General features: G+C 71.5%; 20 protein-coding genes. 5 read left to right on the top strand and 15 right to left on the bottom strand.

All coding sequences use genetic code 11. The features are described 5' to 3' along the window. Nucleotides 1-31: 31 nt before the first annotated feature. The 3 genes from ACFVGO_RS08375 to ACFVGO_RS08365 are packed head-to-tail and all read right to left on the bottom strand — an operon-like array spanning nt 32 to nt 3,016. Entirely contained in the window at nt 32-856 is an 825-nt protein-coding gene (locus ACFVGO_RS08375) for a carbohydrate ABC transporter permease (protein ID WP_380352041.1), read from the bottom strand. Continuing rightward, complete coding sequence (locus ACFVGO_RS08370; protein WP_380631151.1) at nt 853-1,764, bottom strand: carbohydrate ABC transporter permease; 912 nt, start codon at nt 1,762-1,764, stop codon at nt 853-855. The genes ACFVGO_RS08375 and ACFVGO_RS08370 overlap by 4 nt, the downstream gene beginning before the upstream one ends. Beyond that, complete coding sequence (locus ACFVGO_RS08365) at nt 1,754-3,016, bottom strand: extracellular solute-binding protein (RefSeq protein WP_380352039.1); 1,263 nt, start codon at nt 3,014-3,016, stop codon at nt 1,754-1,756. Before ACFVGO_RS08365 ends, ACFVGO_RS08370 begins: the two co-directional genes overlap by 11 nt. 222 nt (nt 3,017-3,238) lie before the next feature. On the opposite strand from ACFVGO_RS08365, the gene ACFVGO_RS08360 reads away from it, so the two are divergent. Together ACFVGO_RS08360 and ACFVGO_RS08355 are read left to right on the top strand one after the other, a co-directional pair. Further along, a complete protein-coding gene (locus ACFVGO_RS08360) occupies nt 3,239-4,414 on the top strand; it encodes a serine/threonine protein kinase (RefSeq protein WP_359904648.1) in 1,176 nt (391 codons plus the stop codon). A 10-nt stretch (nt 4,415-4,424) separates the two neighbouring features. Further along, nucleotides 4,425-5,183 carry an HAD family hydrolase gene (locus tag ACFVGO_RS08355; protein ID WP_380631150.1) on the top strand — a complete coding sequence of 253 codons (759 nt, stop codon included), beginning with the start codon at nt 4,425-4,427 and terminating at the stop codon, nt 5,181-5,183. Here ACFVGO_RS08355 and ACFVGO_RS08350 read toward each other — a convergent pair. Beyond that, a complete protein-coding gene (locus ACFVGO_RS08350) occupies nt 5,134-6,597 on the bottom strand; it encodes a N,N-dimethylformamidase beta subunit family domain-containing protein (RefSeq protein ID WP_380631149.1) in 1,464 nt (487 codons plus the stop codon). The two genes, ACFVGO_RS08355 and ACFVGO_RS08350, sit on opposite strands and share 50 nt — an antisense overlap. Nucleotides 6,598-6,838: 241 nt before the next feature. Between ACFVGO_RS08350 and ACFVGO_RS08345 the strand changes: the two genes are divergently transcribed. Next, nucleotides 6,839-7,684, top strand: coding sequence for a class I SAM-dependent methyltransferase (locus ACFVGO_RS08345; protein ID WP_380631148.1), 846 nt, complete (start codon nt 6,839-6,841; stop codon nt 7,682-7,684). Nucleotides 7,685-7,727: 43 nt separating this feature from the next. After that, on the top strand, nt 7,728-8,537 hold the full coding sequence (locus tag ACFVGO_RS08340; protein WP_380631147.1) for an N-acetyltransferase: 810 nt from the start codon (nt 7,728-7,730) through the stop codon (nt 8,535-8,537). Here ACFVGO_RS08340 and ACFVGO_RS08335 read toward each other — a convergent pair. From ACFVGO_RS08335 to ACFVGO_RS08325, 3 genes are all read right to left on the bottom strand, one after another. Further along, nucleotides 8,527-9,633, bottom strand: a complete 1,107-nt coding sequence (locus tag ACFVGO_RS08335; RefSeq protein WP_380631146.1) for a hypothetical protein — start codon at nt 9,631-9,633, stop codon at nt 8,527-8,529. The two genes, ACFVGO_RS08340 and ACFVGO_RS08335, sit on opposite strands and share 11 nt — an antisense overlap. Before the next feature lie 152 nt (nt 9,634-9,785). Beyond that, nucleotides 9,786-10,016 carry a hypothetical protein gene (locus ACFVGO_RS08330; RefSeq protein ID WP_380631145.1) on the bottom strand — a complete coding sequence of 77 codons (231 nt, stop codon included), beginning with the start codon at nt 10,014-10,016 and terminating at the stop codon, nt 9,786-9,788. A 467-nt stretch (nt 10,017-10,483) separates the two neighbouring features. Next, nucleotides 10,484-11,770, bottom strand: coding sequence for a hypothetical protein (locus ACFVGO_RS08325; protein ID WP_380631144.1), 1,287 nt, complete (start codon nt 11,768-11,770; stop codon nt 10,484-10,486). Nucleotides 11,771-12,026: 256 nt separating this feature from the next. On the opposite strand from ACFVGO_RS08325, the gene ACFVGO_RS08320 reads away from it, so the two are divergent. Further along, nucleotides 12,027-13,151: a hypothetical protein gene (locus ACFVGO_RS08320; protein WP_380631143.1), complete on the top strand. Its 1,125-nt coding sequence runs from the start codon at nt 12,027-12,029 to the stop codon at nt 13,149-13,151. A gap of 17 nt (nt 13,152-13,168) precedes the next feature. On the opposite strand, the gene ACFVGO_RS08315 is transcribed toward ACFVGO_RS08320, so the two are convergent. The 8 genes from ACFVGO_RS08315 to ACFVGO_RS08280 form a co-directional block, all read right to left on the bottom strand. After that, on the bottom strand, nt 13,169-14,866 hold the full coding sequence (locus ACFVGO_RS08315; RefSeq protein WP_380631142.1) for an ABC transporter family substrate-binding protein: 1,698 nt from the start codon (nt 14,864-14,866) through the stop codon (nt 13,169-13,171). Nucleotides 14,867-14,948: 82 nt separating this feature from the next. Next, complete coding sequence (locus ACFVGO_RS08310; RefSeq protein WP_380631141.1) at nt 14,949-17,135, bottom strand: dipeptide ABC transporter ATP-binding protein; 2,187 nt, start codon at nt 17,133-17,135, stop codon at nt 14,949-14,951. Beyond that, on the bottom strand, nt 17,132-17,992 hold the full coding sequence (locus ACFVGO_RS08305) for an ABC transporter permease (protein ID WP_380631191.1): 861 nt from the start codon (nt 17,990-17,992) through the stop codon (nt 17,132-17,134). The genes ACFVGO_RS08310 and ACFVGO_RS08305 overlap by 4 nt, the downstream gene beginning before the upstream one ends. A gap of 175 nt (nt 17,993-18,167) precedes the next feature. Further along, on the bottom strand, nt 18,168-19,151 hold the full coding sequence (locus tag ACFVGO_RS08300) for an ABC transporter permease (protein ID WP_380631140.1): 984 nt from the start codon (nt 19,149-19,151) through the stop codon (nt 18,168-18,170). A 338-nt stretch (nt 19,152-19,489) separates the two neighbouring features. Then, a complete protein-coding gene (gene dacB / locus ACFVGO_RS08295; protein ID WP_380631139.1) occupies nt 19,490-20,980 on the bottom strand; it encodes a D-alanyl-D-alanine carboxypeptidase/D-alanyl-D-alanine-endopeptidase in 1,491 nt (496 codons plus the stop codon). Between the two features lie 220 nt (nt 20,981-21,200). After that, nucleotides 21,201-21,968 (bottom strand): DUF4097 family beta strand repeat-containing protein, encoded by a 768-nt coding sequence (locus tag ACFVGO_RS08290; protein WP_380631138.1) that lies wholly within the window; start codon nt 21,966-21,968, stop codon nt 21,201-21,203. A 52-nt stretch (nt 21,969-22,020) separates the two neighbouring features. Continuing rightward, nucleotides 22,021-23,361, bottom strand: a complete 1,341-nt coding sequence (locus ACFVGO_RS08285; RefSeq protein WP_359904688.1) for an ABC transporter permease — start codon at nt 23,359-23,361, stop codon at nt 22,021-22,023. Beyond that, nucleotides 23,358-24,083 (bottom strand): ABC transporter ATP-binding protein, encoded by a 726-nt coding sequence (locus tag ACFVGO_RS08280; RefSeq protein ID WP_359904691.1) that lies wholly within the window; start codon nt 24,081-24,083, stop codon nt 23,358-23,360. The genes ACFVGO_RS08285 and ACFVGO_RS08280 overlap by 4 nt, the downstream gene beginning before the upstream one ends. Nucleotides 24,084-24,147: the final 64 nt, after the last annotated feature.

Here is a 24,147-nt window from a genome sequence, read left to right as displayed (position 1 = left end):
GCCGGGAGAGCGGGGCCTGCTGCGCTCGCGGTCAGCCCTTGACCGCGCCGGCCGCGAGGCCGGAGGCGATCCTGCGCTGGACGACGAGGAAGAAGACCACGACGGGCAGGGCGGTGAGCGTGGCGCCCGCCATGAGACCGCCGTAGTCGGTCCCGAAGCTGGTCTGGAAGGAGACCAGCCAGATGCTGACGGTCTGCTTCTTCGGACTCGACAGCAGGACGTAGACGAGGACGTACTCGTTCCACGCCTGGACGAGGGCGAAGACGGAGGTGGCGACGATGCCGGGGGCGAGCAGTGGCAGCACCACCCGGCGGAAGGCGCCGAGGCGGCCGCAGCCGTCGACCATGGCCGCCTCCTCCAGTTCCACCGGGACGCCGGCGATGAAGCCGCGCAGCATCCACACCGTGAAGGGCAGCGTGAACACCAGGTAGGTGAGGATCACGCCGGCGAGGCTGTCGGTCATCCCGACGTCGTTCAGCAGCAGGTACACCGGGATGATCAGGGCCGTCAGCGGGACCATCTGGACGATCAGGATCACCACGACGAAGGCCCTGCGGCCGACGAAGCGGAACCGGGCGAGGGCGAAGGCGGCGAGGGCGCCGACGACCAGCGACACCAGGACGGTGCCGAGGCCGATGACCACGCTGGAGCGGACGTTGGCCCAGAAGGTCTCGGTGCCCAGCGCCCGGGCGAAGTTGTCGAGCGTGAACCGGCCCGGCCAGAACTCCGGCGGCAGGCGCAGGATCTCGGTGGCCGGCCGGAACGCCGTGAGCACCATCCAGTAGACGGGGAAGCCGATCACCGCGGCGACGAGCAGCCCGAGGAGGTCGCGGCCCAGGGACCGCCGCCGCCTCATTCGACCTCTCCCGTCCGGAACATCTGACGCAGGTACACGACCGAACCGGCGAGCAGCAGCACGACGGTCACCAGCGCGATCGCGGCCCCGGTGCTGTACCGGTTGACGGCGAAGGACTCGATGAAGGAGTAGACGCCCAACAGGTAGTACTCCCGTTCGGGCTGGCCGCCGCGCATCAGCCAGATCTGGTTGAAGACGCCGAAGTCCCAGATGGCCGACAGCGTGGTGACCATGACGAGGACCGGTCTGATCACCGGCAGGGTCACGTGCCGGAAGACCTGGAACGGCCGGGCCCCGTCGAGCACCGCGGACTCCTCCAACTCGGGCGGGACCTGGGCCAGCGCGGCCCGCAGGGTGATCGCGGCGAACGGCAGCGAGCCCCACACCACGACGGCGACGATGACGGAGAACCCCTGCCAGGGGTCGGTGAACCAGTTGTGGCGGTTCAGGTCGACCCCGGGCAGGTTCGAGAGCAGCCAGTTCACCACGCCGTAGTCGGCGTCGAAGAGCCAGCGGAAGATCGACGCGGCGACCATGACGGGCATCGCCCACACGGTCACCAGCACCCCGGCGATGACGGCGCGCACCCACGGGGAGACCCGGTGCATCAGCTGGGCCGTGAACAGCCCGCAGAGCACGGTGAGGACGACGCACACCGCGGTGAAGAGCACCGTACGGGCCACCACCGTCCAGAAGAACCCGTCACCGAGGATCCGGCGGAACTGGTCCAGCCCGGCCCACGGCGGCGACGTGCCGCTGAACAGCTGCTCGCGGGTCATGTCCTGGAAGGAGAGGACGACCATGTCCACGAGCGGGTAGCCGAGCACCAGGACGAGCGCGAGGACGGTCGGGCCGATCAGGAGGTACGGCAGCAGCGGACGCCGCCGCCGGCCCCGGTCAGCGCTCATTGACCACTTCGTCGATCCGCTGGTCCGCCTCCCGCGCGGCGTCCTGCACCGACGCCTTGCCGTTGGCGATCCGTTCGAGCATCTCGGGCAGGACGTTGGACTTCTCCACCGACGTCCAGCCCGGCGCGAACGGGGTCATCCAGCCCCCGGTGGCCGCGGCCTGGGCGGCCGGGCCGTTGATGCCGCCGCCGGCGACCTCGGCCAGCTGGACGGTGTTGTTGGGCAGGGTGTTCGCGGCGATCAGCGTCTTCTGCGACTCCCGGTCGGTGAACAGCTTGATCCAGTCGGCGGCCAGGTCCTTGCGCGTCGACTTGGCCGGCACGGCCAGGGTGGAGCCGCCGAGGAACGGCGGCAGGAGCTTCCCGGACGGGCCGGGGAAGGGGAAGGTGGCGAACTTGTCCTTCAGCTTCGGATCCCCGCCGGAGCGTTCGTCGGCGGCGGCGTCGGCCTCCCAGGTGTTGCCGTAGAAGACGCCCACGTGGCCCTGGCCGACGACGGCCGGCTGGTCGCCGTTGTCCTTGGCACGGTCGCCCACGTAGTAGGCGTCGATCAGCCGCTTCCACTCGGTGAGCCCGGCGACGGACTTCGGCGAGGACAGCGAGGCCTTCCAGCGGTCGCCGTCCTTCACCGCGATCTCGCCGCCCGCGTCCTTCACGAAGGCCATCGCCGCGTACCAGTAGCGGCCGGGCATGTAGAAGGCGGAGAAGTTCGGGTCCTGGGCGCCGACGGTGCTCTTCAACTTGTCGAACGCGGAAAGGAGTTCGGGGTACGTCCCCGGGGCGCCCGGCACACCCGCCCGGGCGAAGTAGTCGGTGCGGTAGACACCGACCCGGGCCCCGACGTAGTAGGGCACGCAGTACGTCTTCCCGTTGTTGCGGCAGGCGTCGGCGAGCGCCGGCAGCCAGGCGTCCGACTGGTCGAAGCGGGCCGGTTCGAGGGGGGCGAAGGCACCGTTGACGATGTAGTTGGTGGTCTCGCTGTTGCCCATCTCCACCACGTCGGGCACGTTCTTCCCGGCGAGGACGGCGTCCAGTTTCTGGTTCTTCGTCGTCCACTGCTGGTACTGGACGTCGACCTGGATCCCGGGGTGGTCCTTGGCGAAACGGTCGTTGGTGGACTGGACCAATTGTGGCCAACTCTCCTGGGCGTCCACGGCCAGCCAGACCGTCAGCTTGCCGCCGGCTCCGGAGCCGCCGCCCGATCCGGAACCGCACCCGGCCACGGCCAGGGCCAGGAGCAATGTGAGAACCAAGGGGCGAGAGGGCACGCGAATGGCCATGGGGTCTCCAAGTTCGCTATGGGGGTGGTCTTCTGACTACCCGTCCGATCACCTCGCGGCGCGGAGGCGCGGACATTCGGCCGGAAGATGACGTTCGGTGTCCCACAGAGGGCGCAGCGCCTTGACTCCTCCCGGGTGGTCCCCGCAGGTTGGGCCTCTGCGTCACCCACGCGACCCCCATCGAAGGGCTTGTACGTGACCGAGCAGACGACGACCGCGCCCGATGCGACCCCCGACACCACCGAACGGCCGGTGCGGGTCAACGCCTGGAACGGCTGGGACCCCCTGCGTCATGTGATCGTCGGGCGCGCCGAGGGCACCGTGGTCCAGGCCCCCGAGCACGCGGTCCGCCGGGACTACCCCGACGACGGCTTCCCCCTGGGAACCCACGGCCCGATGCCCGCCGACATGGTCGCCGAGGCCGAGCAGCAGCTCGACGACTTCGCCGCACTGCTGCGCCGCCGCGGCATCCGCGTCGACCGCCCCACCCCCGTCGACTTCACCCAGCAGGTCGGCACCCCCGACTGGACCCAGGACTCCATGTTCGGCTGCATGCCGCCCCGGGACCTGCTGCTGACCGTCGGCAACGAGGTCCTGGAAGCGACCATGTCCTACCGCAGCCGCTGGCACGAGTACCTGTGCTACCGGCCCGTGCTGCAGGGCCTGTTCGAGGCCGACGAGCGCATGCGCTGGGAGGCCGCCCCGAAGCCGCGGCTCACCGACGCCTCGTACCACACCGGGTTCTGGGACACCTACAACGACCTGTCCACCGAGGAACAGCTGGCCCGGGTCCGCGACTACGACCTGGTGCTGACCGAGGCCGAGCCGCTGTTCGACGCCGCCGACGTCGCCCGCTTCGGCAAGGACCTGTTCGTCCAGCTGTCCTTCGTCACCAACCGCAGCGGCTACCAGTGGCTCAAGCGCCACTTCCCCGACCACCGGGTGCACGCCGTGACCTCCACCAACACCCACCCGCTGCACATCGACGCCACCTGGGTGCCGCTGCGCCCCGGCCTGGTGCTGCACTGCGGCGAGCGGCTCGCGGACGCCGAGTTGATGGAGTTCTTCCGGCTCAACGACTGGGAGATCGTCGAGGCGGTGCAGCCCGCGAGCTGGGACCACCCGCCGAAGCTGTCGTTCTGCAGCCCGTGGCTCGCCGGGAACATGCTGAACCTCGACGAGAACACCCTGTGCATCGAGGAGAACGAGGTCCGGCTGGCGGAGCAACTCTCCTCGTACGGCTTCGAGATCGTCCCGGTGCCGTTCCGGGCGGTCGGGCCGTTCGGCGGCGGGCTGCACTGCGCGACCGTCGACATCGAGCGGGACGGCGAACTCCAGGACTACTTCCCGCGCCGGTACGGCCGGTACTGAGGCAGGGCGGGTGCCGAACGTGCTGCCGCCGCAGGTCCGTGCCGTCGTCTTCGACTTCTACGGGACGCTGGTGCGGATGGTCGAGCCGCTGCCGCCCGACCACCGCGGAATCTTCGAACGCCGGGGCCTCGCCGCCCAGGGCGCCCGCTGGGGCGACCAATGGGCGGTGGGCCCCGGCGAGGGCGAGCAGCACGTGGCCCACTCGGTCGGTGAAACCGCCTACCACCGCTGGGAGTTGGACCGGCTGCTGCGCAGGGCCCGGGCCTGCGGGGTGCCGGAGCGCGAACTCGACGACCTGGTCGAGGAGATCGACCGGGCCATGAAGGCCGTCACGCTGGAGCTCTTCGAGGACGCCCGCCCCGTCCTCGGGGAGCTCCGCGACCGGGGCCTGCTGGTGGGCATCTGCTCCAACTGGTTCTGGAACCTGGAGGACTGCGTCGAGGAGGTCGGCCTCGGCGCGGTGGTCGACGTGGTCGTCGGCTCCGCCCGGGCGGGGGCGCGCAAGCCGCACCCGCTGATCTACCGGGCGCTGCTGGAGCGGTGCGGGCTGCGGGCCGGGGAGGTGCTGTTCGTCGGGGACATGTGGGCGCCCGACGTCCTCGGACCGCTCGCCGCCGGGATGCGGCCCGTCCACCTGTGCCGGCAGGACCCGGCGGTGCGCGGAGCCGAACCGCCCCTGCCGGCCGGGGCGGCCCGGATCCGCGGACTGCGGGACCTGCTCAGGGGCGCGCCGCGCGGTGCCGCAGCCGGTCCAGGAGGTTGCGGGTGACCCGCACGACGCCGGCGTCCTGCTCCCTCCCGCAGACCACCGGCCAGTCGGTGGTGCCCGCGGTGAACACGGTGCCGCCGGCGGTGTGCACGCCCATGGTCGCGGCCCGGGGGCCGGAGAGGCCCGGCTCCCGGACCGGGCCGTTCCAGTGGCCCCACTTGAAGTGGTGGAAGTCCTCGTGGACCGGATCGAGGACGTGGATCCCGAGGATGAGGAAGGAGGCGGGAGTGCCGTCCTCGCCGGTCGCCCGGGCCACACCCCGGGCGTCCCGGGCGTAGGCGGCGCCGTCGCACTCGTACCCGATCAGCGCGGTGCCCGCGCCGAGCCGGTCGGGCTCGCCGCCGTCGGACCCGTCGCGCAGCCCGGTGCCGGCGAACAGCCAGTGGTCGGCGTGCTGGACGGTGTACCCCTCGCGCGGACGGTCCCCGGGCCATTCGGTGCTCGGCCACATGCCGCCGTTGCGGAAACTCACCCCGGTGAGGGAGTTCTCGGGGCGGCCCGCGCCGTGGGGCGGCGCCGGCCACCACTGGTCGGTCGCCGGCAGGTGCGGATACTCGTCCCCCACGTGGTGGTCGGTGTCGGAGACGAAGGCGGTGTTCCCGTCGGTCGGATGAATGCGCCACCAGCACGTGTTGGCGCTGAGGAAGGCGATGTTCCCGCCGTCGTGGACGAATCGCTCGGCGTGGGCGCGCATCGCCTCGCTCCAGTATTCGTCATGGCCGACGCTCAGCAGCAGATCGTACGAGGAGAGAAGTTCCGGGTCCTCGTGGAGGTCGAGATCCGTACAGAATTCGACCGGGTAGTCGTTGCGCTCCAGCCAGCCGATGAACGGGGCGTCCCAGTAGGCGAGGTCGATGACTCCGCCGGGCCGGTGCAGGCTCACCTTGTGCCCGCGGGGAGCGGCGTCCGCCAGGTACACGGGGTGGTCGTAGAGGCTGACGGCGCGTTCCTCGCCCGGCCGGTCGGAGCGGTTGTAGGCGTGCCGGGTGAAGGTCGACTTCTTGTAGAGGATGCGGGACCGGCTGCCGGCCCGCTGGGGCCGCACCACGAAGAACTCGCGGGCGGGGCCCTCGATGCTGCCCGCGTCCAGCGGCGGCAGGCCCTCGCCGTCCTCCTCGACGAACTCGACCAGGTACATCCCCGGAGTCCAGTGCGTGGGCACCGGCAGGTCGAGCGGCGGCCAGCCCCAGCCGTGGGCGGGCGAGGCCCGGCCGGGCACGCCGTCGGGGTGCGGGGGCGGCAGGTGGAGCGAACCGGGGTACCAGCCGGTCTCCGCCACCAGGTCCAGGTCCGCGCCCAGCCGGTAGAACCTCAGCCGGAACCGGGCGGCGTCGGTGGAGACGTGAACCGTCAGCCCTCCCCCCGAGTCTCCCCCCGAGGTGACGCTTTCCCGCCCGACATATCCCTCTATCATTCCGCCTCCCCAGCAGAACGACCGGCCCTCGAATGGGTATTCCGGCCGATTCGGCAAGCCATCGTAGGGGGTGCGGGAATTCCGGGCAACGGGTCCGTGAACCGGTCAATTCGGAGCCGCCTTTCGGACAGCGGGCCGGGCCGGCCGCGTTCTTCCGGCCGAACGGGGTAGGGCGAAATCCAGCCGCACCCGACCGGCTACCGCGAAATCCGTCACCTCCGGTCATCGACAAGGGGCTCTCATGAGCAGTGAATTCCGGGTACGGGAACTCGTCCTGGGAATCGAGGGGCTGGCGCTCCTGCGCCACGCCGTGGACGGGGACGAGACGTTCCTGCGGGAACGCGTCGAGGACATCCGGCGCTTCGCGTCGGGTGACGGGCGGCTGCCGGACGGCGGCGCCGACGTCAGCGAACTCGACGCCGCCGAGGGCTACGCCTCCTGGTCGGCGGTGTACGACTCGCTGCCCAGCTCGTACATCGAGGTCGAGGAGCCCGTGCTGCACGGGCTCCTCGACACCCTCCCCACGGGCACCGCCCTCGACGCCGCCTGCGGCACCGGTCGCCAGACCGGCGCCCTCGTCTCCCGCGGGCACCGCACCATCGGCGTGGACCAGTCGCCCGAGATGCTGGCCAGAGCCCGCGAGCGCGCCCCCGAGGCCGACTACCGGCTCGGGCACCTGGAGAAGCTGCCGCTCGACGACGACTCGGTCGATCTCGCGGTCTGCTCGCTGGCCATGACCCACCTGCCGGACCTCGCGGCGGGAGTGTCCGAGCTGGCCCGGGTGGTCCGGCCGGGCGGGCGGATCCTCGTCTCGGACATGCACCCCTTCGTCATCGCCCTGCAGGGACAGTGCCTCTTCGTGCACGGCTCCGACCGGCTCGCCTTCATCCGCAACCACGTCCACCTCCCCGGGCGGTACCTGGAGGCGTTCACCGGAGCGGGGCTGCGGGTGCGGGCCTGCCACGAACCGCTCTTCAACGGGCGCCTCGCGCCCGGCGGTTACGAGGAGTTCATCGCGGACGCGGCACGGGCGGCCTGGGACGGGCTGCCGATCGTCATCGTCTGGGACGTCGAAGTCCCCGCGTAGGTCCGGCGGGTCCGTAGGTTCACGAGGAGAGGAGAACGGTCCGATGGCCCTGGTCGTGGTGACCCACGCGGAGCGCCCCGAACTGTGGGACCGAATGCCGGAACGGTTCGCCGGCATCGTGCCCGAGTACAACCTGCACGGAGACGTCAACGACGCCTACTGGAACCGGCTGTTCGAGGAGTTCCCCGACTACCAGTTCGTCCTGTACGACGACGTGCGCGAGGTGGTGGCGGGCGCCGGACGCTCGCTGCCGCGCACCTGGGACGGCACGGCCGCCGACCTCGGCCCCGGCCTGGACGACTCCATCGCCCGGGCGTTCGCGGACCGCGCGGCGGGCCGGACCGCCGGCGCCCTGTGCGCGCTGGGCATCGAGGTCGCGGAGGACTACCAGCGCAAGGGGTTCTCCACCGTGCTCCTCGACGCGATGCGCCAAGTCGCGCGGCGGGCCGCCCTGGAGACGGTGCTGGTACCGGTGCGGCCCACCTGGAAGGACCGGTACCCGCTGGTGCCGATCGAACGGTACGCGGGCTGGCGGCGCGCGGACGGGGCCCCGCTCGACCCGTGGATCCGCACCCAGGTGGGTGCCGGCGGCACGATCGCCGGAGCCTCGGAACAGTCGTCGCGGATCACCGGGACGGTGGCCGAATGGGAGCGCTGGACCGGCCTCGCCTTCCCGGAGGACGGCGACTACGTCTTCCCGGGAGGCCTCTCCACGCTGCGGATCGAGCGTGCACGGGACCTCGGCTCGTACTGGGAGCCCGGGGTGTGGATCACCCACCCGGTCGCGGCGGAGGACTTGTCGGAGGACTCGTCAGAGGACTCGTCGGGCGTCATGCCGGTGGTCACGCCGTAGGCAGCCGCTCCCCGGCCCTGACGGCCGTCCACGCGAAGGCGGACATGAGCCGGACCTCGTCCGGACCGGCCTCGGGGCGGCGCTCGGGCGGCAGACCGGCGGGGCCGGCGGTGGCCACCGCCGCCTCCCGCAGCCGGGCGAGGGCGTCCTGCGGGACGTCGCCGGCGTGGCCGGGGTGGCCGGGGTCGCCGGACAGCCGGCGGGCGGCCTCGGCCGCCTGCCGGCCGAGCAGGAGGCAGTGGATCCACAGCTCCTCGGCGAAGCTCCGGCCGAACCGCCGCGCCACCTCCGACGCCAGCTCCTCCGGCATGTCCGCCGCCACCGCGTCGCGCACGGCCCGCTCCGGGATGCCGGTCGCCGGCAGGGCGTCGAGCCAGCGGTGGTGACCCCGTCCGCCGTCCGGGCCGTGCTCCTGGCCGACCAGCCGGACGTAGCCCTCGCCGTACCGCATGTACGGGATCCACCCCGGCTCCTCCAGGACGCGGCCCCGCTCCAGCAGCGGTGCGGCGTCGGCGGCGTCCACGGGGCAGACGGCGAGCCGGATCCCCTGGGTGGCATGGCCGTTGATGCTGCTGGTGCCGATGTGCTCCACCACGTTGGGCACGGCGATCAGACTCATCCGGCCGCGCTCGCGGAAGAAGACCGAGAAGAGCTCGTCGTCGTGGCGCTCGGCGCTGCCGGTGGCGAACCGGCGGAAGTCCTGCACCGTGTCGAGCGGCAGACAGACGGCGAGGGACGGCGTGAACTCGTCCGGCACCGCCCGTACCCAGGAGGCTCCGGCGAGCGCGGCGAGCCGGGCGGCGCCGCCGTTGCGCGCGTGCCAGTTGGTGTAGAACACCAGGGCCTCGTCGGGGAACCGGGTGGCCGCCCGGCCGACGAGCGCCACCATGTCCTCCGGGGCGGAGACGTCGTCCTGGACGACGAGGTGATGGCTCCCCCCGGAGTCCGCCGCCGCCCAGGCGACCAGGGCCGTCCGGAGCGCCGACGGCGGGCCGTCCGGCTCCGGATCGAGCGCCAGGCCGTCCAGCCCGAGCCGCTCGGCCAGCTCGCGGGCCTGAACCAGGCGTACCGGGTGGGTCATGACCGCCGAACTCACGCGCACCGTCGGTACCACAGCTCTCCCTCGCTCCGGGGTCCTCGCGTCATGGTGGCAGGAGCCGTCCACGGCGGAAAGACCGCGACGCGACCTCGGCCGGATTCCACAGGGTCGGGGCCGGGAGCGGGGCCGCGATCGGGCCGGGGTCGGGGTCAGGGCCCGTGGCGACCCCTCCAGTGCGAGGTCGCGCGAGGCTCGGCGTCCGTCCGGTGGGGCAGGTCGGCCTGCTGCGGCGGCCCGCCGCCGTCGTCCACCGACGGGCCCGCGGACCGTCGCCGCGGTACGGCCAGGGCGAGGAGCGACAGCCAGCCGACCGCGAGGAGCCCGTCCAGGTACAGGGCGGGCACGAGCGGCGTCCGCCCGTCGACGTGCACGGCCACCACCGCACCGGCTCCGAGTACGGCGGCAACCCCAACGGCCAGACAGCGTACGGCCCTTCGCATCCCGCCTCCCATGTCGACCGGTCCTGCGGCAGCGAACCCGGCTGCTCGGGAGGAACAGTGAACGGCAGTCCGGGGCCTGCTGTGACGACGTATTCAGGACAGATTGGAGTAGACCAATAGTGATCACACGAACCATGTCGGGCGCATCGCGCACGAGACCGGTGAACCCGGCGGGGGCGACGTTTCCGGAGTCCGGGGGCCAACGGTGCGCCGCCGACGGCCCGGGGGCCCGTCGGCGGCGTCACTCGCGGTGGGTTCGCTCCCCGGTCCACTTCTCGCTACTGGTGGCCGTGGCCGCCGGGCCGGTGCGCAGTGCCAGGCCGTGACGGCCGGCCGGGGCCGCGGGAACGGGGGCGCCCCGGGGTCCCGGTGGTCGCTGCCCGTTTCCGGGAACGGGCGTCCGGGGTTCAAAGGGCGCGGCGTCGCCGGTTGTCCTGCTCGCGCTTGCGTTTGGCTTGTTTGGGGGTCAGCAGGCCGGCCTGGACCTTCCGCCTGAGCTCGGCGTTGCGAGTCGCGCGGTCGACGTCGTCCTTGACGTCGGAGTCCGCGCGTTGTTTCGGCAGGACTGCGGTCTGCCACGTTCCGTCCGCGAGCGCGGCCATCACCTGGCGTCGAAGCTCGGACCAGCGCTGATGGTTGTTCCGCCAGGTCGGATCGAGGGTGCGGCTACCGAACTCCTCACCGTACGGGTCGAGGGAACGGCGGACGAAGGCGTACTCGCCCGGGTGCCGGCGGGCGAGTTCGGCCTGGACCTCGGGCTCGATGCCGGCCCACGGCTCCTTGCGCTTGAGGTCCCATCGGGCCACTTCCTTGGACAGCCTCCGGACGGTGCGCTCGTACTCGGCCAGGCGCTGGAGCACGGCGACGAAGAACCGTCGGTTGTTCAGGGTCCGCATGGCCTCGGCGTGCCCCAGCACATACAGATCGATCTCGAGGTCGCCCAACGCGCGTGCGGAGACGGCGTGGGCCCGGGGCGTGCACTCCTCCAGCAGTTCCAGCAGGGCCTGGTGCCAGCGGCGCAGCAGAAGGGGGTGCCGCAGCAGGGTGTTGCGGGCATCCTGCTGGTTGATGTCACGGGCCACCGCGCTGCGGAAGGACTCCCACGGCGCCTTGATCAGCATGGAGACCGCGGTGGTGAGCGGGGCGTCGATCGCTCCACTCGCGGCGGCCATCTCGATTGCGTGCAGGCCGTCCCTGGCGTCCGGGGGTTTGGGAACGTGCGCGGCGATTCCGGCCTTTCCGCAGAGGGCCTCCCTGATCAGGTCGCCTTCCTCGGTGAAGTGCCGGCGCAGCCACCGCTGGGCGACGTGGACGGCGTCGAGGTGGTCACGGACATCCTCGCGGGAGCGGTGAACCTCCAGCCTGTAGTCGTTGGCCAGAGCGCGTGCTTCGGCCAGGGCCCGGCGGACCCACCGCAGCCGGTTCTCGTTCGCCTCGACCCGAGGGTCCCGCTGGTACGAGAGCCGCTCCACGGCGACCTGGAGCTCACCCTCGGCGAACAACAGCGCGTCCACCCAGTCCAGGTGCATCTCCAGCGACCGCAGCCACGCTCTGGTGCTGCGCCGGACGGGAGGGCGCGTGGCGTCGGCGATCGCCGTCCGCACGAGCACTTCGAAGTCCGACTCTGCGGCCTCGGCGACGACACCGGTCGGTAGACGTCCGCAGTCCGCGACGGACAGGCCCCTCGATTCCACACGGCCACCCTTCTGCACCACACCACCGTCTGCGGCTCTTCGTCAGGAACTCTAGAACACGCCTATGACACCCAGTCACCGAATTGTGACACTGCGGCGCGAAGCGTTGCCTGCTCGGTGCCGCCGGCGGCGAGAGGTCCTGATGGCAGGCTTCCTGGGTGCGGGCCCGGCCGGCCGCCCCTCGCGACTCGAACGTGCGGGCCCCGGACGTTGCGCTGCGGCGGGGGCCAGGGCGCGGGCCGATTAGGCTGAGTAGGTGACTCTTCAGCCGCCTCGTCCTCTCACGGCCGCAGCCGCGCGGGCCCTCCACCGCCTGCACGGTGCCGACATCTCCGCCGGCATGGGCGAGCGGGAGCTGGACGCCGTGGAGGCGCGGTTCGGCTTCCGGTTCGCTGCCGACCACCGGGTCTTCCTGGGGGCGGGGCTTCCGCTGGGGGAGGGCTGGCCCGACTGGCGCGACGGCGATCCGGCCGTGCTGCGGGAGCGCCTCGACCGGCCGGTCGAGGGCACGCTCTTCGACGTCCGTCACAACGGCTTCTGGCATCCGGCGTGGGGCGAGCGGCCGCAGGAGGCCGAGGCCGCGGTGAGGGTCGCGCGGTCCTTCCTGGCCGATGTCCCCCAGCTCGTCCCGGTCTTCGGCCACCGCTACCTGCCGGGGATTCCCGGACAGGTCGGACACCCGGTCCTGTCGGTCCACCAGACCGACATCATCTTCTACGGGGCCGACCTCACCGACTACCTCCGCCACGAGTTCGCCGGCCTGCCCGGGCAGTTGGACTCCGCCCGTGCCACTGTCCCTTTCTGGTCCTACGTTCTCGCGGAGAACAACGGCACCCCGCGTCCGGCCCTCTGCACGACGCCGTACGACCCCTGCGCCCGCACCTCGCGGGAGGCGCTCACCGACCTGCGGATGCTGGCTCTCGAACGTGTCCTGGGACGCCGCGTCAGCGCGGATCAGCTGATCCGGGCCGGCCTGGTGGCGCTCGTTCTGGATGTCGACACGCCCTCGCTGCGGTTGCTCGCTGGGCTCGGGCGTTCCGAGGAGCCGGAGGCGGCCCAGCTCTTCGACCAGGTGATGGACGAGCTCGATCTGCTGGCGGACGCCCCCACGGAGGAACGCGAGATCCGCTGGGAGCTCGCCCGCTGGTGGCTCACCCTGATCGTGAAGGGCGGCATGCACCCGGCCATCGGCGCCGACCTCCTGGGCCACGAGGTGTGGTCACCGCTCGGCCACCCCGACGCGCTGCAGCCGATCGTCAGCGAGGGCATCCAGTACGAGGATTGGAGCCCCGCCGTCGCCGAGTCGAAGGAGGCCATCGCCGCGAGGATCGTCGCCGAGGCCGCACGACTGCTCGCCGGCCCCTGGCCACCAGCCCTCTGACGCCTGTTCCGCCGGTGCTACTTCTGCCAGCCGATGGTCTCGGGCAGCGGGCTGTAGAAGATGGTGGCACCGACGTTGGCGAGGCCCTTGCGGATGCCGTAGGTGGAGGGGCCGCTGTAGAGCGGCAGGAAGGCGTACTGCTGGAGGGCCTTCCGCTCGATCTCGTTGACGGCGGCGATCTGCTGGCCGAGGTCGGCGATCTCTCCGGTGGCGCGGATCTCCTTGTCCAGCTCGGGGGTGCCGGAGCCGGTGATGTTGGAGTCACGGTCCGAGCAGTAGAAGTCGCACAGGTACCGGGCGCCGAAGGGGTCCGTCGAGCGGTTGCCGGAGATGAACAGGTCGAAGCGGCGGTCGCTGAGCACCTTGGAGAAGTCGTTCTCGGAGACCTTGTTGACGTCCACCTTCACGCCGACGGCCTTGAGCATCGCGGTGAACGCTCCGGCGGTGGCCTTCTCGATGGGGCCGTCGCCGAGCAGGGTGTAGCCGAGTTCGAGCTGCTTGCCGTCCTTGGCGCGGATGCCGTCGGCCCCGGGCTGCCAGCCGGCCGCGTCCAGGGTCTTCCGGGCCTCCTCCGGGTCGTACTTCAGCAGGGCGGCGACGTTGTCCTGGTAGCCCTGCTGGAAGCTGTAGAGCACTGCCGAGCCGGGCAGCGGCTCGGTGTAGTCGAGGCCCTGGAAGCGGATCTTCGCTATCTGCGTGCGGTCGATGCTCTCCTGCACCGCCTTGCGGACCTGGACGTCGCCGAGGAGCGGGGACTTGGTGTTGAGGTACAGCGCGTACTCGAAGGGACTGCCGCCGCTGCGGATCCCGGCGTCCTTGACCGTCTTCACCTGCTTGAGGTTCTCGGCGGTTCCGACGGGGGCGTAGTCGATTTCGCCGTTCTTGAAGGCGTTGATCGAGGCGGCGCTCTCCAGGTTGACGTAGACGCGCTTGTCGAGCTTGCCCGTCCGGCCCCACCAGGTGGGGTTGCGCACGAAGGTGATGTTGCCGGAGTGCTCGTCCCAGGTGCCCACGGTGTACGGTCCGGTGCCCCATTCGGGGTGGGCCGTCTTGACGTACGCCTTGTTGAAGTTGTCGACGGTGGCGGCCTGGGGGTGCAGGAAGGTGGTGAACAGCGCGGACCAGGAGGCGTTGACGCCCTTGAAGGCGATGACCGCCTGCTTGTCGTCCGTGCCCCGGGTGACGGAGGTGATGCGGTCGTAGCCGTCGGTGGAGGAGGCCGCGTAGTCCTTGTCCGAGCCGTTGTTGGCCTTCCAGGTGGCCTCGATGGCCCGCCAGTCGATCGGGGTGCCGTCGTTGAACACGGCCTTGGGGTTGAGGGTGATGACGACCTTCTGGTCGCCGCCCTCGACGGTGACCTTCACGTCGCTGTAGTAGTCCGGGTTGTACTGGACCTCGCCGGTGGGCGAGTAGGTGATGGCGTCGGCGTTGTACCAGGACCAGATCCGCAGCGCGTTCAGGGTGCCGTTGACGTTGAAGGGGTTGCCCTGTTCGTCGAAGGTCCCCGCGGAGGTGTAGGTGCCGCCGTCCTTGATGTTCTCGTACGGCTGGGGGTTGTAGTCGGTGACCGAGGACGCGACCTGGGCGGTGTTCTTGGCGTCCTGCCCGGGGGAGCCGCTGGGGGAGCCGCCGGAGGAGGACGAGGAGGAGCACGCGGTGGCGGCGACCGAGACGGCCGCGGCGAGCGCGAGGGGCAGGGCGAGCTTGCGACGCATGGGATGTCCTTGGTGGTAATCGGTGAGAAGGGGAAGGGTGGGGCGGAACGGGGCGGGATGAGGCGGTGCGGGGTGGCGGGTGTCAGACCGCGTGGCAGGCGTACTGGTGGTCGGCACCGCCCGGGGTGCCGACGGTCGCCGGCCGTTCGGTGCGGCAGCGCGCCCGTACGCTCTCGTCGGCCTCCCGGTGGAGCGGGCAGCGGTCGACGAACACGCAGCCCTGCGGCAGCCGGGCGGCGCTGGGCTGCTCGCCCGCGAGGACGATGCGCTCGCGGTGGCGCTCGCGTTCCGGGTCGGGGACCGGGATCGCCGACAGCAGGGCCTTCGTGTACGGGTGCCGGGGCCGGGCGAAGATCTCCTCGGTGGCGCCGGATTCGACGACGTGTCCGAGGTACATCACCGCGATGCGGTCGGAGAAGTAGCGCACCACGGCCAGGTCGTGCGCCACCACCAGGTAGGCCAGGCCCAGTTCGCGCTTCAGCCGGGCGAGCAGGTTGATGATCTCGGCCTGCACGGAGACGTCCAGGGCGGACAGCGGCTCGTCCAGGACCAGCAGCCTCGGCTCGCGGGCCAGGGCGCGGGCGATGCCGACGCGCTGGCGCTGGCCGCCGGACAGGGCGGCGGGGAAGCGGTCGCCCATGGCGCGGTCCAGGCCCACCAGGTCGAGGAGCCGGGTGACCCGGGAGCGGATGGCCGTCCGGTCGGCGCCGGCGGCCTGGAGCGGTTCGGCCAGCAGGTCGAAGACGGTCAGCCGGGGGTCCAGGGCGTCCGTCGGATCCTGGAGGACGATCTGGACCTCGCGCCGCAGCTCGCGCACCTGGGCGGCCGACCGCAGCGTGGCGACGTCGGTGCCGGCCACTTCGACGCGCCCGCCCTCGGGGGCGCGCAGCCGCAGCACCTCGCGCAGCGTGGTGGTCTTGCCGCTGCCGGACTCCCCGACCAGGCCCAGGGTCTCGCCCGCGCGCAGTTCGAAGCTGACGTGGTTGACCGCGTGCAGGGTCCCCACCCGGCGCTTGAGCAGGGCCCCCTTGGTGACGGGGAAGGTCTTGACCAGGTCCTCGACGCGCAGGACCACGTCGCCGGCGGTCCGCTCCCCGGACGCGGCCGGTGGCACGGGGGCGGCCGCCCCGACGGGGTCGAGGCTTCCGTCGGCGATCTCCTGCGCGCGGTGGCAGGCGGCGCGCCCGGGCTGCCCGGCCGGTGCGGTCAGGTCCGGCGCGGTCGAGTCCGCTGCGGTCGAGTCCGGCGTGGTCAGGTCCGGCGCGGTCAGGTCCGGTTCGGTGGTCCGGCACACGTCCCGGGCCACCGTGCAGCGGGGCGCGAAGGGGCAGCCGCCGGGCAGGCCGACCAGGGACGGCGGCTCTCCGCCGACCGGGACCAGGGGCCGTTGGACGCCGCCGTCCACGGTCGGGATGCTGGCCAGCAGGCGGGCGGTGTAGGGCATCGTCGGACGGCGGAAGAGCTCGTCGACGCTCGCGTGCTCGACGATCCGTCCGGCGTACATGACGGCGACGTCGTCGGCGTGGCCGGCCACCACGCCCAGGTCGTGGGTGATCAGGACGAGACCGGCGCCGGTCTCGCGCTGGGCCAGGCGCAGCACGTCGAGGATCTGCGCCTGGACGGTGACGTCGAGCGCCGTGGTGGGCTCGTCGGCGACGAGCACCGATGGCTTGTTGGCGATGGCCAGCGCGATGACGACGCGTTGGCGCATGCCGCCGGAGAACTCGTGCGGGAACGCCTTGGCGCGTTCGCACGGGTCGGGGATGCCGACCAGGTCGAGCAGTTCCACCGCCTGCTCCCAGGCGTCCTTCCTGGACAGCTCCCGGTGCACGCGCAGGGCCTCGGAGAGCAGCCGGCCGACGCTGAAGATGGGCGTGAGCGCGGACATCGGGTCCTGGAAGACCATGCCGATGTCCTTGCCGCGCACCCGGGAGAGCTCCTTGTCGCCCATGGCGGCCAGGTCGCGGCCGCCCAGCAGGATCCGGCCGCCGAGCCGCGCGGTGGGCGGCAGCAGGCCCATGACGGCGAGGGCGGTGGCGGACTTGCCGGAGCCGGACTCGCCGACGATGCCCAGGGTGCGCCCGGGCAGGAGGTCGAAGTCGACGCCGCGCACGGCCTCCACCGGTCCGGCCTCGGAGGGGAAGGAGACGCGCAGGTCGCGTACGGACAGGACGGGTGCGGGCCCGGCGGGGCCGGTGAGGCCACTGGGTTCGGTGAGGCCGGTGGGCCCGGGCGTGGGCCCGGTGCGGTGGGCGGGTGCGAGGGTCATCGTCGGCCTCCGGCCGCGCCGGTGGTGGACGTGGGGTCGAGGGCGTCGCGCAGGCCGTCGCCGACGAAGGTCATCGAGACGGTGAGCAGTACGGTCAGCCCGGCGGGGAAGGCGAAGAGCCAGGGGGCGCTGGTGATGGTGCCCGCGCCGTCGGCGAGCATCGTGCCCAGCGACACGTCGGGGGTCTGGACGCCGAAGCCGAGGAAGGACAGCGCGGTCTCGCTGAGCACGGTGGAGACCACGCCCAGGGTGAGGTTGACGATGAGCAGGGAGCCCAGGTTGGGGATGATGTGGCGCACCACGATGCGCAGGGGGCGCACGCCCATGAACTCCGCGGCGCGCACGTAGTCGCGTTCGCGCAGGGACGTCGACACCGACCAGACCACGCGGGCGGTGGACATCCAGCCGAACACCGTCAGGACGAGGACGAGGACCCGCCAGTCGCCCGCCAGCCGGTGCGAGACCAGGGCGAGGATCAGGAAGGAGGGCACGATCAGAAGGAAGTGGATGAGGGCGAGGGTGGCCTTCTCCACCCGGCCCCCGAAGTAGGCGGCGCCCGCGCCGACGACCGCGGCGATGGCGACGGTCAGCAGGGAGACGGTCACGGCGATCACCAGCGAGCGCTGGAGGCCGTGCACCGCGGCGGCGTAGACGTCGTTGCCGCCCTGGTTGGTGCCGAACCAGTGCTCGGCGCCGGGGGACTGGGTCAGGGCCGAGAAGTCGGTGTCCGCGTAGCCGTACGGGGTGAACAGGTCGCCGAGCGCACTGAACAGCACGAGCAGCAGGAAGATCACCACGCCGGCGACCGCGGTCCGGTTGCGCAGGAAGCGCCGCAGGTAGAGGCGGCGCCGTCCCAGGTAGCGACCGTCGTGGAGGTCGTGCCGGTCATGTCCGTCGCGCACGCCCCGCCCGTCCCGCCCGTCCTGCTCGGTGAGCAGCGGACCGGTGGCCGGCCCGGGTGCGGTGGCCGGGACGCCTTCGGCGGTCGCGTCGGGACTCACAGGGGTCACAGGGGTCACGGGGGTACTCATCTCAGCTCACCCGCACTCTCGGGTCGAGAAGAACGGTGGCGATGTCCGCGAGGATCGCGCCGACCGCGGTCAGGGCGGCGGCGAAGGCGGCGGTCGCCACGGTGCCGTGCACGTCGTTCTTGCTGATGGTCTGGATGAAGTACTGGCCCATGCCGTTCCAGCCGAAGATCGTCTCCGTGAGGACCGCGCCGGTGAAGACGGCCGGGATGCTGAAGGCCACGGACTGGGCGGTGGGGATCAGAGCGGTGCGCAGGGCGTGCCGGCGGATCGCCCGGGCGCGGGTGAGCCCGGTGGCCCGTGCGGTGCGCACGAAGTCGGAGCCGATGACGTCCAGCAGCAGGGAGCGCTGGGTGAGGTGGTAGCCCACGTACCCCGTCAGGGTGAGCGTCAGCGTCGGCAGGATCAGGTGCAGCAGCCGGTCGCCGATCGTCGCCCAGAACCCTTCCACGTCGGGCGAGTTCTCCCCCGCGACGTACAGGAAGTGCCAACCCGCCTGTTCGTTCAGCCGGATGGCCAGCAGCACCAGGGCGAGGGCGGCGATGGACACCGGGACGTTGAAGAGCGCCATGGACAGGGCCTGGGCGGCCCGGTCCCGCCAGCCGTACTGGCGCGAGGCGGTGTGGACCGCGAGCGCGACGCCGACGACGACGGACAGGACCGTCGCGCCGATCACCAGTTCGGCGCTGACCAGGGAGCGGTAGCCGATCTCCCCGTTCACCCGGACCCCGACGGGGGAGCGGCCCCAGTCGAAGCGCAGGACCACCCCGGTCAGCCAGTCCCACCAGCGGTGGAGCAGCGGCTCGTGCGGGTCGAGGTTGTAGGGGGCCAGGGCCCGGGAGATCTGCTCCTCGGTGCGGACCGGGCGCAGCTCCTTGAAGTTCGAACGCGGGTCGAGGAACCAACTGGCCAGGAAATACGTGGCGTTGGTGGCCACGGCGATCACCAGGAACCAGCCCGCCGCCCTGCGTGTCACGTACCGGAGCACGGACGGCACCTCCCCACCGGATGCGGCGGGTGCGGCTGGGGAGCGCCGGGTCTGGGGGAACTGGGCATGCGGATGGAACTTCCTCGATCCAAGGGGTGCTTGCACGACCGTGCAGAAGCCAGTCTGTGTGCGAGCGACAGGTGGCGCCAGGGATCAGGGCATGTGGACACGAAGACGAAACGCCCCCGCAGCACGCGGAGGTGTTCGCGTCACAATTCGTTGAATTCGCAGGTGGGAGAGGCCACAGTGGCTGCCGGGTCCCGGAGGCGTGCGCGGCCCCGGGGCCCGGCAGCGGGGCTGGGAGACCCCAGCCGAGCGCCTGGCTACCGGGCTGCCCGTCACGCCTTGGGCGACTTGTAGATGGTGGCGGCCATCGCTCCCAGTTGCTTGTTGGCCTTGAGCGCGAGGTCGATGGCATCGCTCACGGAGTCACTGGGCACCGGAATGTTGTTCACGTAGATCGCGAAGGCGTAGCGGTGGCCGTCCTTCGCATCGACATAGCCTGCGAGTGCCTTCGTGCCGAGAGCCAGCTTGCCCTGGTAGGAACTGACCAGGGTGCCGGTCTTCGCACGGATGTGTCCTGCGGCGGGATCGGTGTGCTCGATGACGTCGGCAAGCGAGCCGTCGACGCCCATGTTCGGCATGGAGTCGTAGAAGACGTCGAAGTCGTCCTGTCGTGCCAGGTGCCGCAGCAGCGCCACCTGGGCGGTCGGCGTCGCCTTGTCGCCGGGGAGGCCCTGGGCGTCGACGAGGCTCACCGAATTCGGATCCACGCCTGCGCGAGCGAGGAACTCCTTCTCGATCTTCATGCCGTCCGCATAGGTTCGTTGCCCCTCGTGTGCTGCCATCAGCGGCGGCAGAAGGTTCGCCCCGAGGTTGTGGCTGACCTTGTTGATCAGCTTTGCGTACTCCTTGAAGGGCGGAGACGTGTAGGTCGCCGATACCGGCAGCGAGCTCACTTCCGCCGACGGAGGAAGCTTGCTGTCGGGGTTCGCTCCCAGCGAGGGGGCGGATACGCTGACGCCGTTTCTGGCGAGTGCCTCGATGAGGACGGTGCGGGCGAACGCCGCCGGGTCGGGAACCTGGTAGGTCGTCACGAAGGGAGCCTTCGCGTCCGCGGGCACGGAGCCTCGCACCCGAATGTGACCAGGACTCACGCTTTCGGTCGTCACCGCCGGCTTGCTTCCGGCGGGCGTGGTCGTCACCAGCGCGTCGACGCCGAAGGCGGCCGTCTTCGGGCGCCAGTCGACCTTGGCCGGCTCGCCGGGTGCGCCCGGTGTGATGAGCACGTCGATCAGGTTGTCGTTGACGATGGTCGGAGTGACCGGCACCCCGCCGATCGACACCGGATCCCAGAGTCGGTTGTCGATCACCACGTCGCCGTCGACATGGCGGACTCCACTGGCCGCGACCTGTCGAGCCAGCTCGTCGACACCCGCCAGCGGATCCTCTCCGGTGATGGTCGCCATGCCGGGTACGGCGTTGGCGTCGTAGTGGTCGAAGTCGGGGACGTCCAGTCCGCCCGACGCGGTGGTCCGCCCACCGAGTGCCAGATCGCCGCTCCCGACCAGGATGAGATCGCCGGAGAGCCGCCCGTCCGCGGAGACCGTACCCGAATGCACCACGGGCGTACGGAAGCGATGGTCGTCGCCCAGGACGTCGAGCGCAGCACTGACCGCGAAGGTCTTGGCCGTCGAACCGGTCATGAACTGGGAATCGGCGCCCTTGGACTGGACGACCTTCCCCGTCTGCAGATCGGCGACCTGCAGGCCCCACTGGCCCGACGACCACGGCGCGGCACTCATGAGCTTCTGCAGGTCGGCGCTCACCCGTGCGGCACCCGGTGCCGGAGAGGCCGAGTTGTCCGTGGAGTTGTGGGAGCACGCCGTCATCGCCACGGCAGCCGTCATCGAAGCGGCGAGCGCCAGGGCTGCACGCCGTCGTACCCGAGGTGCCCTGATTCCGGAGAGGGAGTTGCTTGACATTCGTTCTTTCCTGTTCGACTTTCGCGCTCGATCGAACGCTTCCGGCCCGGCTGCTGCGCGGCGGCTAGGACTTCCGGCCCGTGCCGATGGCGATGCTGCCGTTGCGGGTCCGGACGGCCACGGAATGGCCGCTCGCGTCGTCCTTCGTGACGTTCACGGTGACGTCGCCCTTCTTCGCGGCCGTGCGGACCGCGTACTTCGATTCCGGCAGGCCCAGCACGACGTCGCCGTCCCTGCTCTGCACGTCGACCAGGTCGGGCACGGCGGCCAGGCCCAGGTCGACGTGGCCGTTCCGCGACGTGACGCTGACGGACCGGGCGGAGATCCCGTCGCCCTCGATGCTTCCGTCGCCGCCTTCCAGGGCCAGCTCGGCTCCGTGGAGATCCGACAACCGGACGTCGCCGCCGGCGGTCCTGGCCGAGAAGTCCGCGGTGAAGCCGGTGGCCTCGATGCGCCCCTTGCCGCTCTCGGCGGTGACTGCGACGGCGCGCGGCACCTTCACGGTGTACTTCGCGCCGCAGTCCACCGAGATCCCCGTGCAGTCCAGCGAGAGCGTGAGCGTGCCCCCTTCGAGCTGCCAGCCGGACCCCACCTCCCCGCCGACCTTCCTGCCGCTGACCCGTCGTTCCACCTGAACGCCCTCGACGTCGGCGGCCACCAGCGCGAGGTCGGCGGCACCGGACTTGACGGTCAGGCTGCCACCGGCGAAGTCGAAGGACTTCGATTCCACGGTCGCGTCGGCCGATGGGCCGTCCGTGGTGCAGGCCGTGGCGGCGAGGCCGAGGAGCGCGGCTCCGCCGAAGGCGAGAAGCGTGCGCGTGGTCAGTTCCATCGAATTCTTCCTTCGTCAACGAACATGGTGGTGTTGATTCCCGCACCCCGGTTCACGAGCGCAGCGCCCGGACCGCGACCGTGCGCGACACCCGGGCCGCCTGCAGGACCAGCGCGAGGCAGGTGGTGACCAGCGTCCCGGCGGCGAGCGCCCCGAGCGTGGCCCAGGGGAGGCCCGCCAGGACCCGGACGACGTCGATCCGGGCCCCCAGGGCGATGGTGAGACTCGACACGGCGACGAACAGCGCGCCGAAGACGATCGCCGTCCCCGCGTAGATCGCCCCCTCGTAGACCATCGACCGGGTGACCACGCCCGGCCGCGCACCGGCCACCGTCACGACGGCGGAGTCACGGGTGCGCTCCCGTCCGACGAGGGCGATCACGGCGAGGCCCCCGACCCAGGACACGACGAAGACCCAGCCCAGCACGACCAGGATGTTGTCCAGCCCGGCGCTGCCTCCGGGCATGACCTTCCCCATCACCATGAAGAGGCCGACGAACGACAGGGAGAGCGCGAAGGGCAGCACCGTGGTGACGCTCCTCGTCGCGCGGGCCCGGCACGACTGCACGGCAAGGTGCCAGGCGACGCCGCGCGAGGGCACCAGCGCCGTCCAGAGCTTCATCAGCGGGGTGAGCACCCACGGCCCCATCAGCAGCAGCAGGCAGACGAGGAAGAGGTTCCCGGCGAACGCGAAGGCCGTCCGCTGGGCGAGCCCGCCCTTGAGTTCGAGGCCCAGGCCGGGGACCCACATCCCGACCACACCGGCGAGCAGGCACAGGGCGAGGCCACCGCGGGCCACGCCCGGCCGCGCCGGGGGATCGGAGAAGTCCCGGAAGGCGCGCATCTCCGGCGTCCTGGCGGCCCGCCGGGTGACGCCCCAGCCGCCGAGCAGGCACGGAACCAGTCCGAACAGCACGCTCACGCCGACGTACCAGAACCGGAACCCGACCGAGGCCCCGTGCAGTTCGAGACCCGTCCCCTTCCACTGCGCGAGGGTGACACCCGCGACCAGCAGGGCGAGCGGTGCGGCCAGCGCGCCGGCCACCGCGCCCAGCACCACCAGCTCCGTCCGCAGGATGATCCTGACCCGGTGGCGCGGAATCCCGAGGATCACCCACAGGGCGTGCTCGCGCCGCTGGGTCGTCAGCGTCAGACCGACCGCGGAGGCGACGATGCCCACGGCGGCGAGCACGGTGAAGAAGACGATGTTGCCGCCGAGGGCGATCGACGCGGAGACCATCCGCGCGTCACCCGCCGCCCGCGCCGCCGAGACGGCGGTGAACATCGCGATGGCCGAGCCCGCCGAGCACGCCGCGCCGACCGTGGCGCACAGGAGCGTCCACCACCACATCGACGCCTGCAGGCGGATGTCCGACAGCACGAGCCGGATCACGACTCCTCCCCGCCCGCCTCGTCCGCCGACTGCGCCGCGAGGACGGCGTCGCCCACCGCGCGGGAGTCGCCACCGGGGATGACGGCGTGTACCCGCCCGGACCCCATCACCACGACCTGATCGGCCCGCGCGGCCGCATGAGGGTCGTGGGTGACCATGAGCACCGTGCTCCCCTGCGCGGGAAGCGCCTGCAGCCAGTCGAGCACCACATGACCCGACTTGATGTCGAGCGCACCCGTCGGCTCGTCGGCGAAGACGATCCGCGGCTGGTTCGCCACCACCCGGGCCACCGCGACGCGCTGGCGCTCGCCACCGGAGAGGCGGTCGGGGCGTCGCCGCGCGTGCTTGGCGATGCCGAGCCGCGCCATGGCGTCCTCGACCCGCGCCCTGGGCACCCGGCGGCCGGCGAGCCGCGCCGGCAGGGCGATGTTGTCCTCGACCGTCAGCGAGCTGACGAGGTTGTACTCCTGGAAGACGAAGCCGATGTTCTCGCTGCGGAACGCGGCCTGCTTGCGGGGGCTGAGCGAGCGGACGTCCGTCCCGAGGATCTCGACGGACCCCGCGGTCGCCCGCTCCAGCCCGGCCGTGCAGAGCAGGAGCGTCGACTTGCCCGAACCGGAGGGGCCGACGACGGCGGTCAGCCGGCCTTCGGGAATCTCCAGGTCGATGTCGTGCAGGACGCGCGTCGTATCGCCCCGGCGGCCGGGAACGGGGAATTCCATCCGAAGGCCGCGCAAACGAATGCACGGCACGGGAGCGGTAGTGGAGAATGGCATGAACCAAGGA

Origin of the sequence: Kitasatospora sp. NPDC057738 (genome assembly GCF_042798815.1) — a bacterium.
GTDB lineage: Bacteria > Actinomycetota > Actinomycetes > Streptomycetales > Streptomycetaceae > Kitasatospora > Kitasatospora lactacystinica.
The sequence above is the reverse complement of the archived record's forward strand: the minus strand, read 5'-3'. Positions and strand labels throughout refer to the sequence as shown.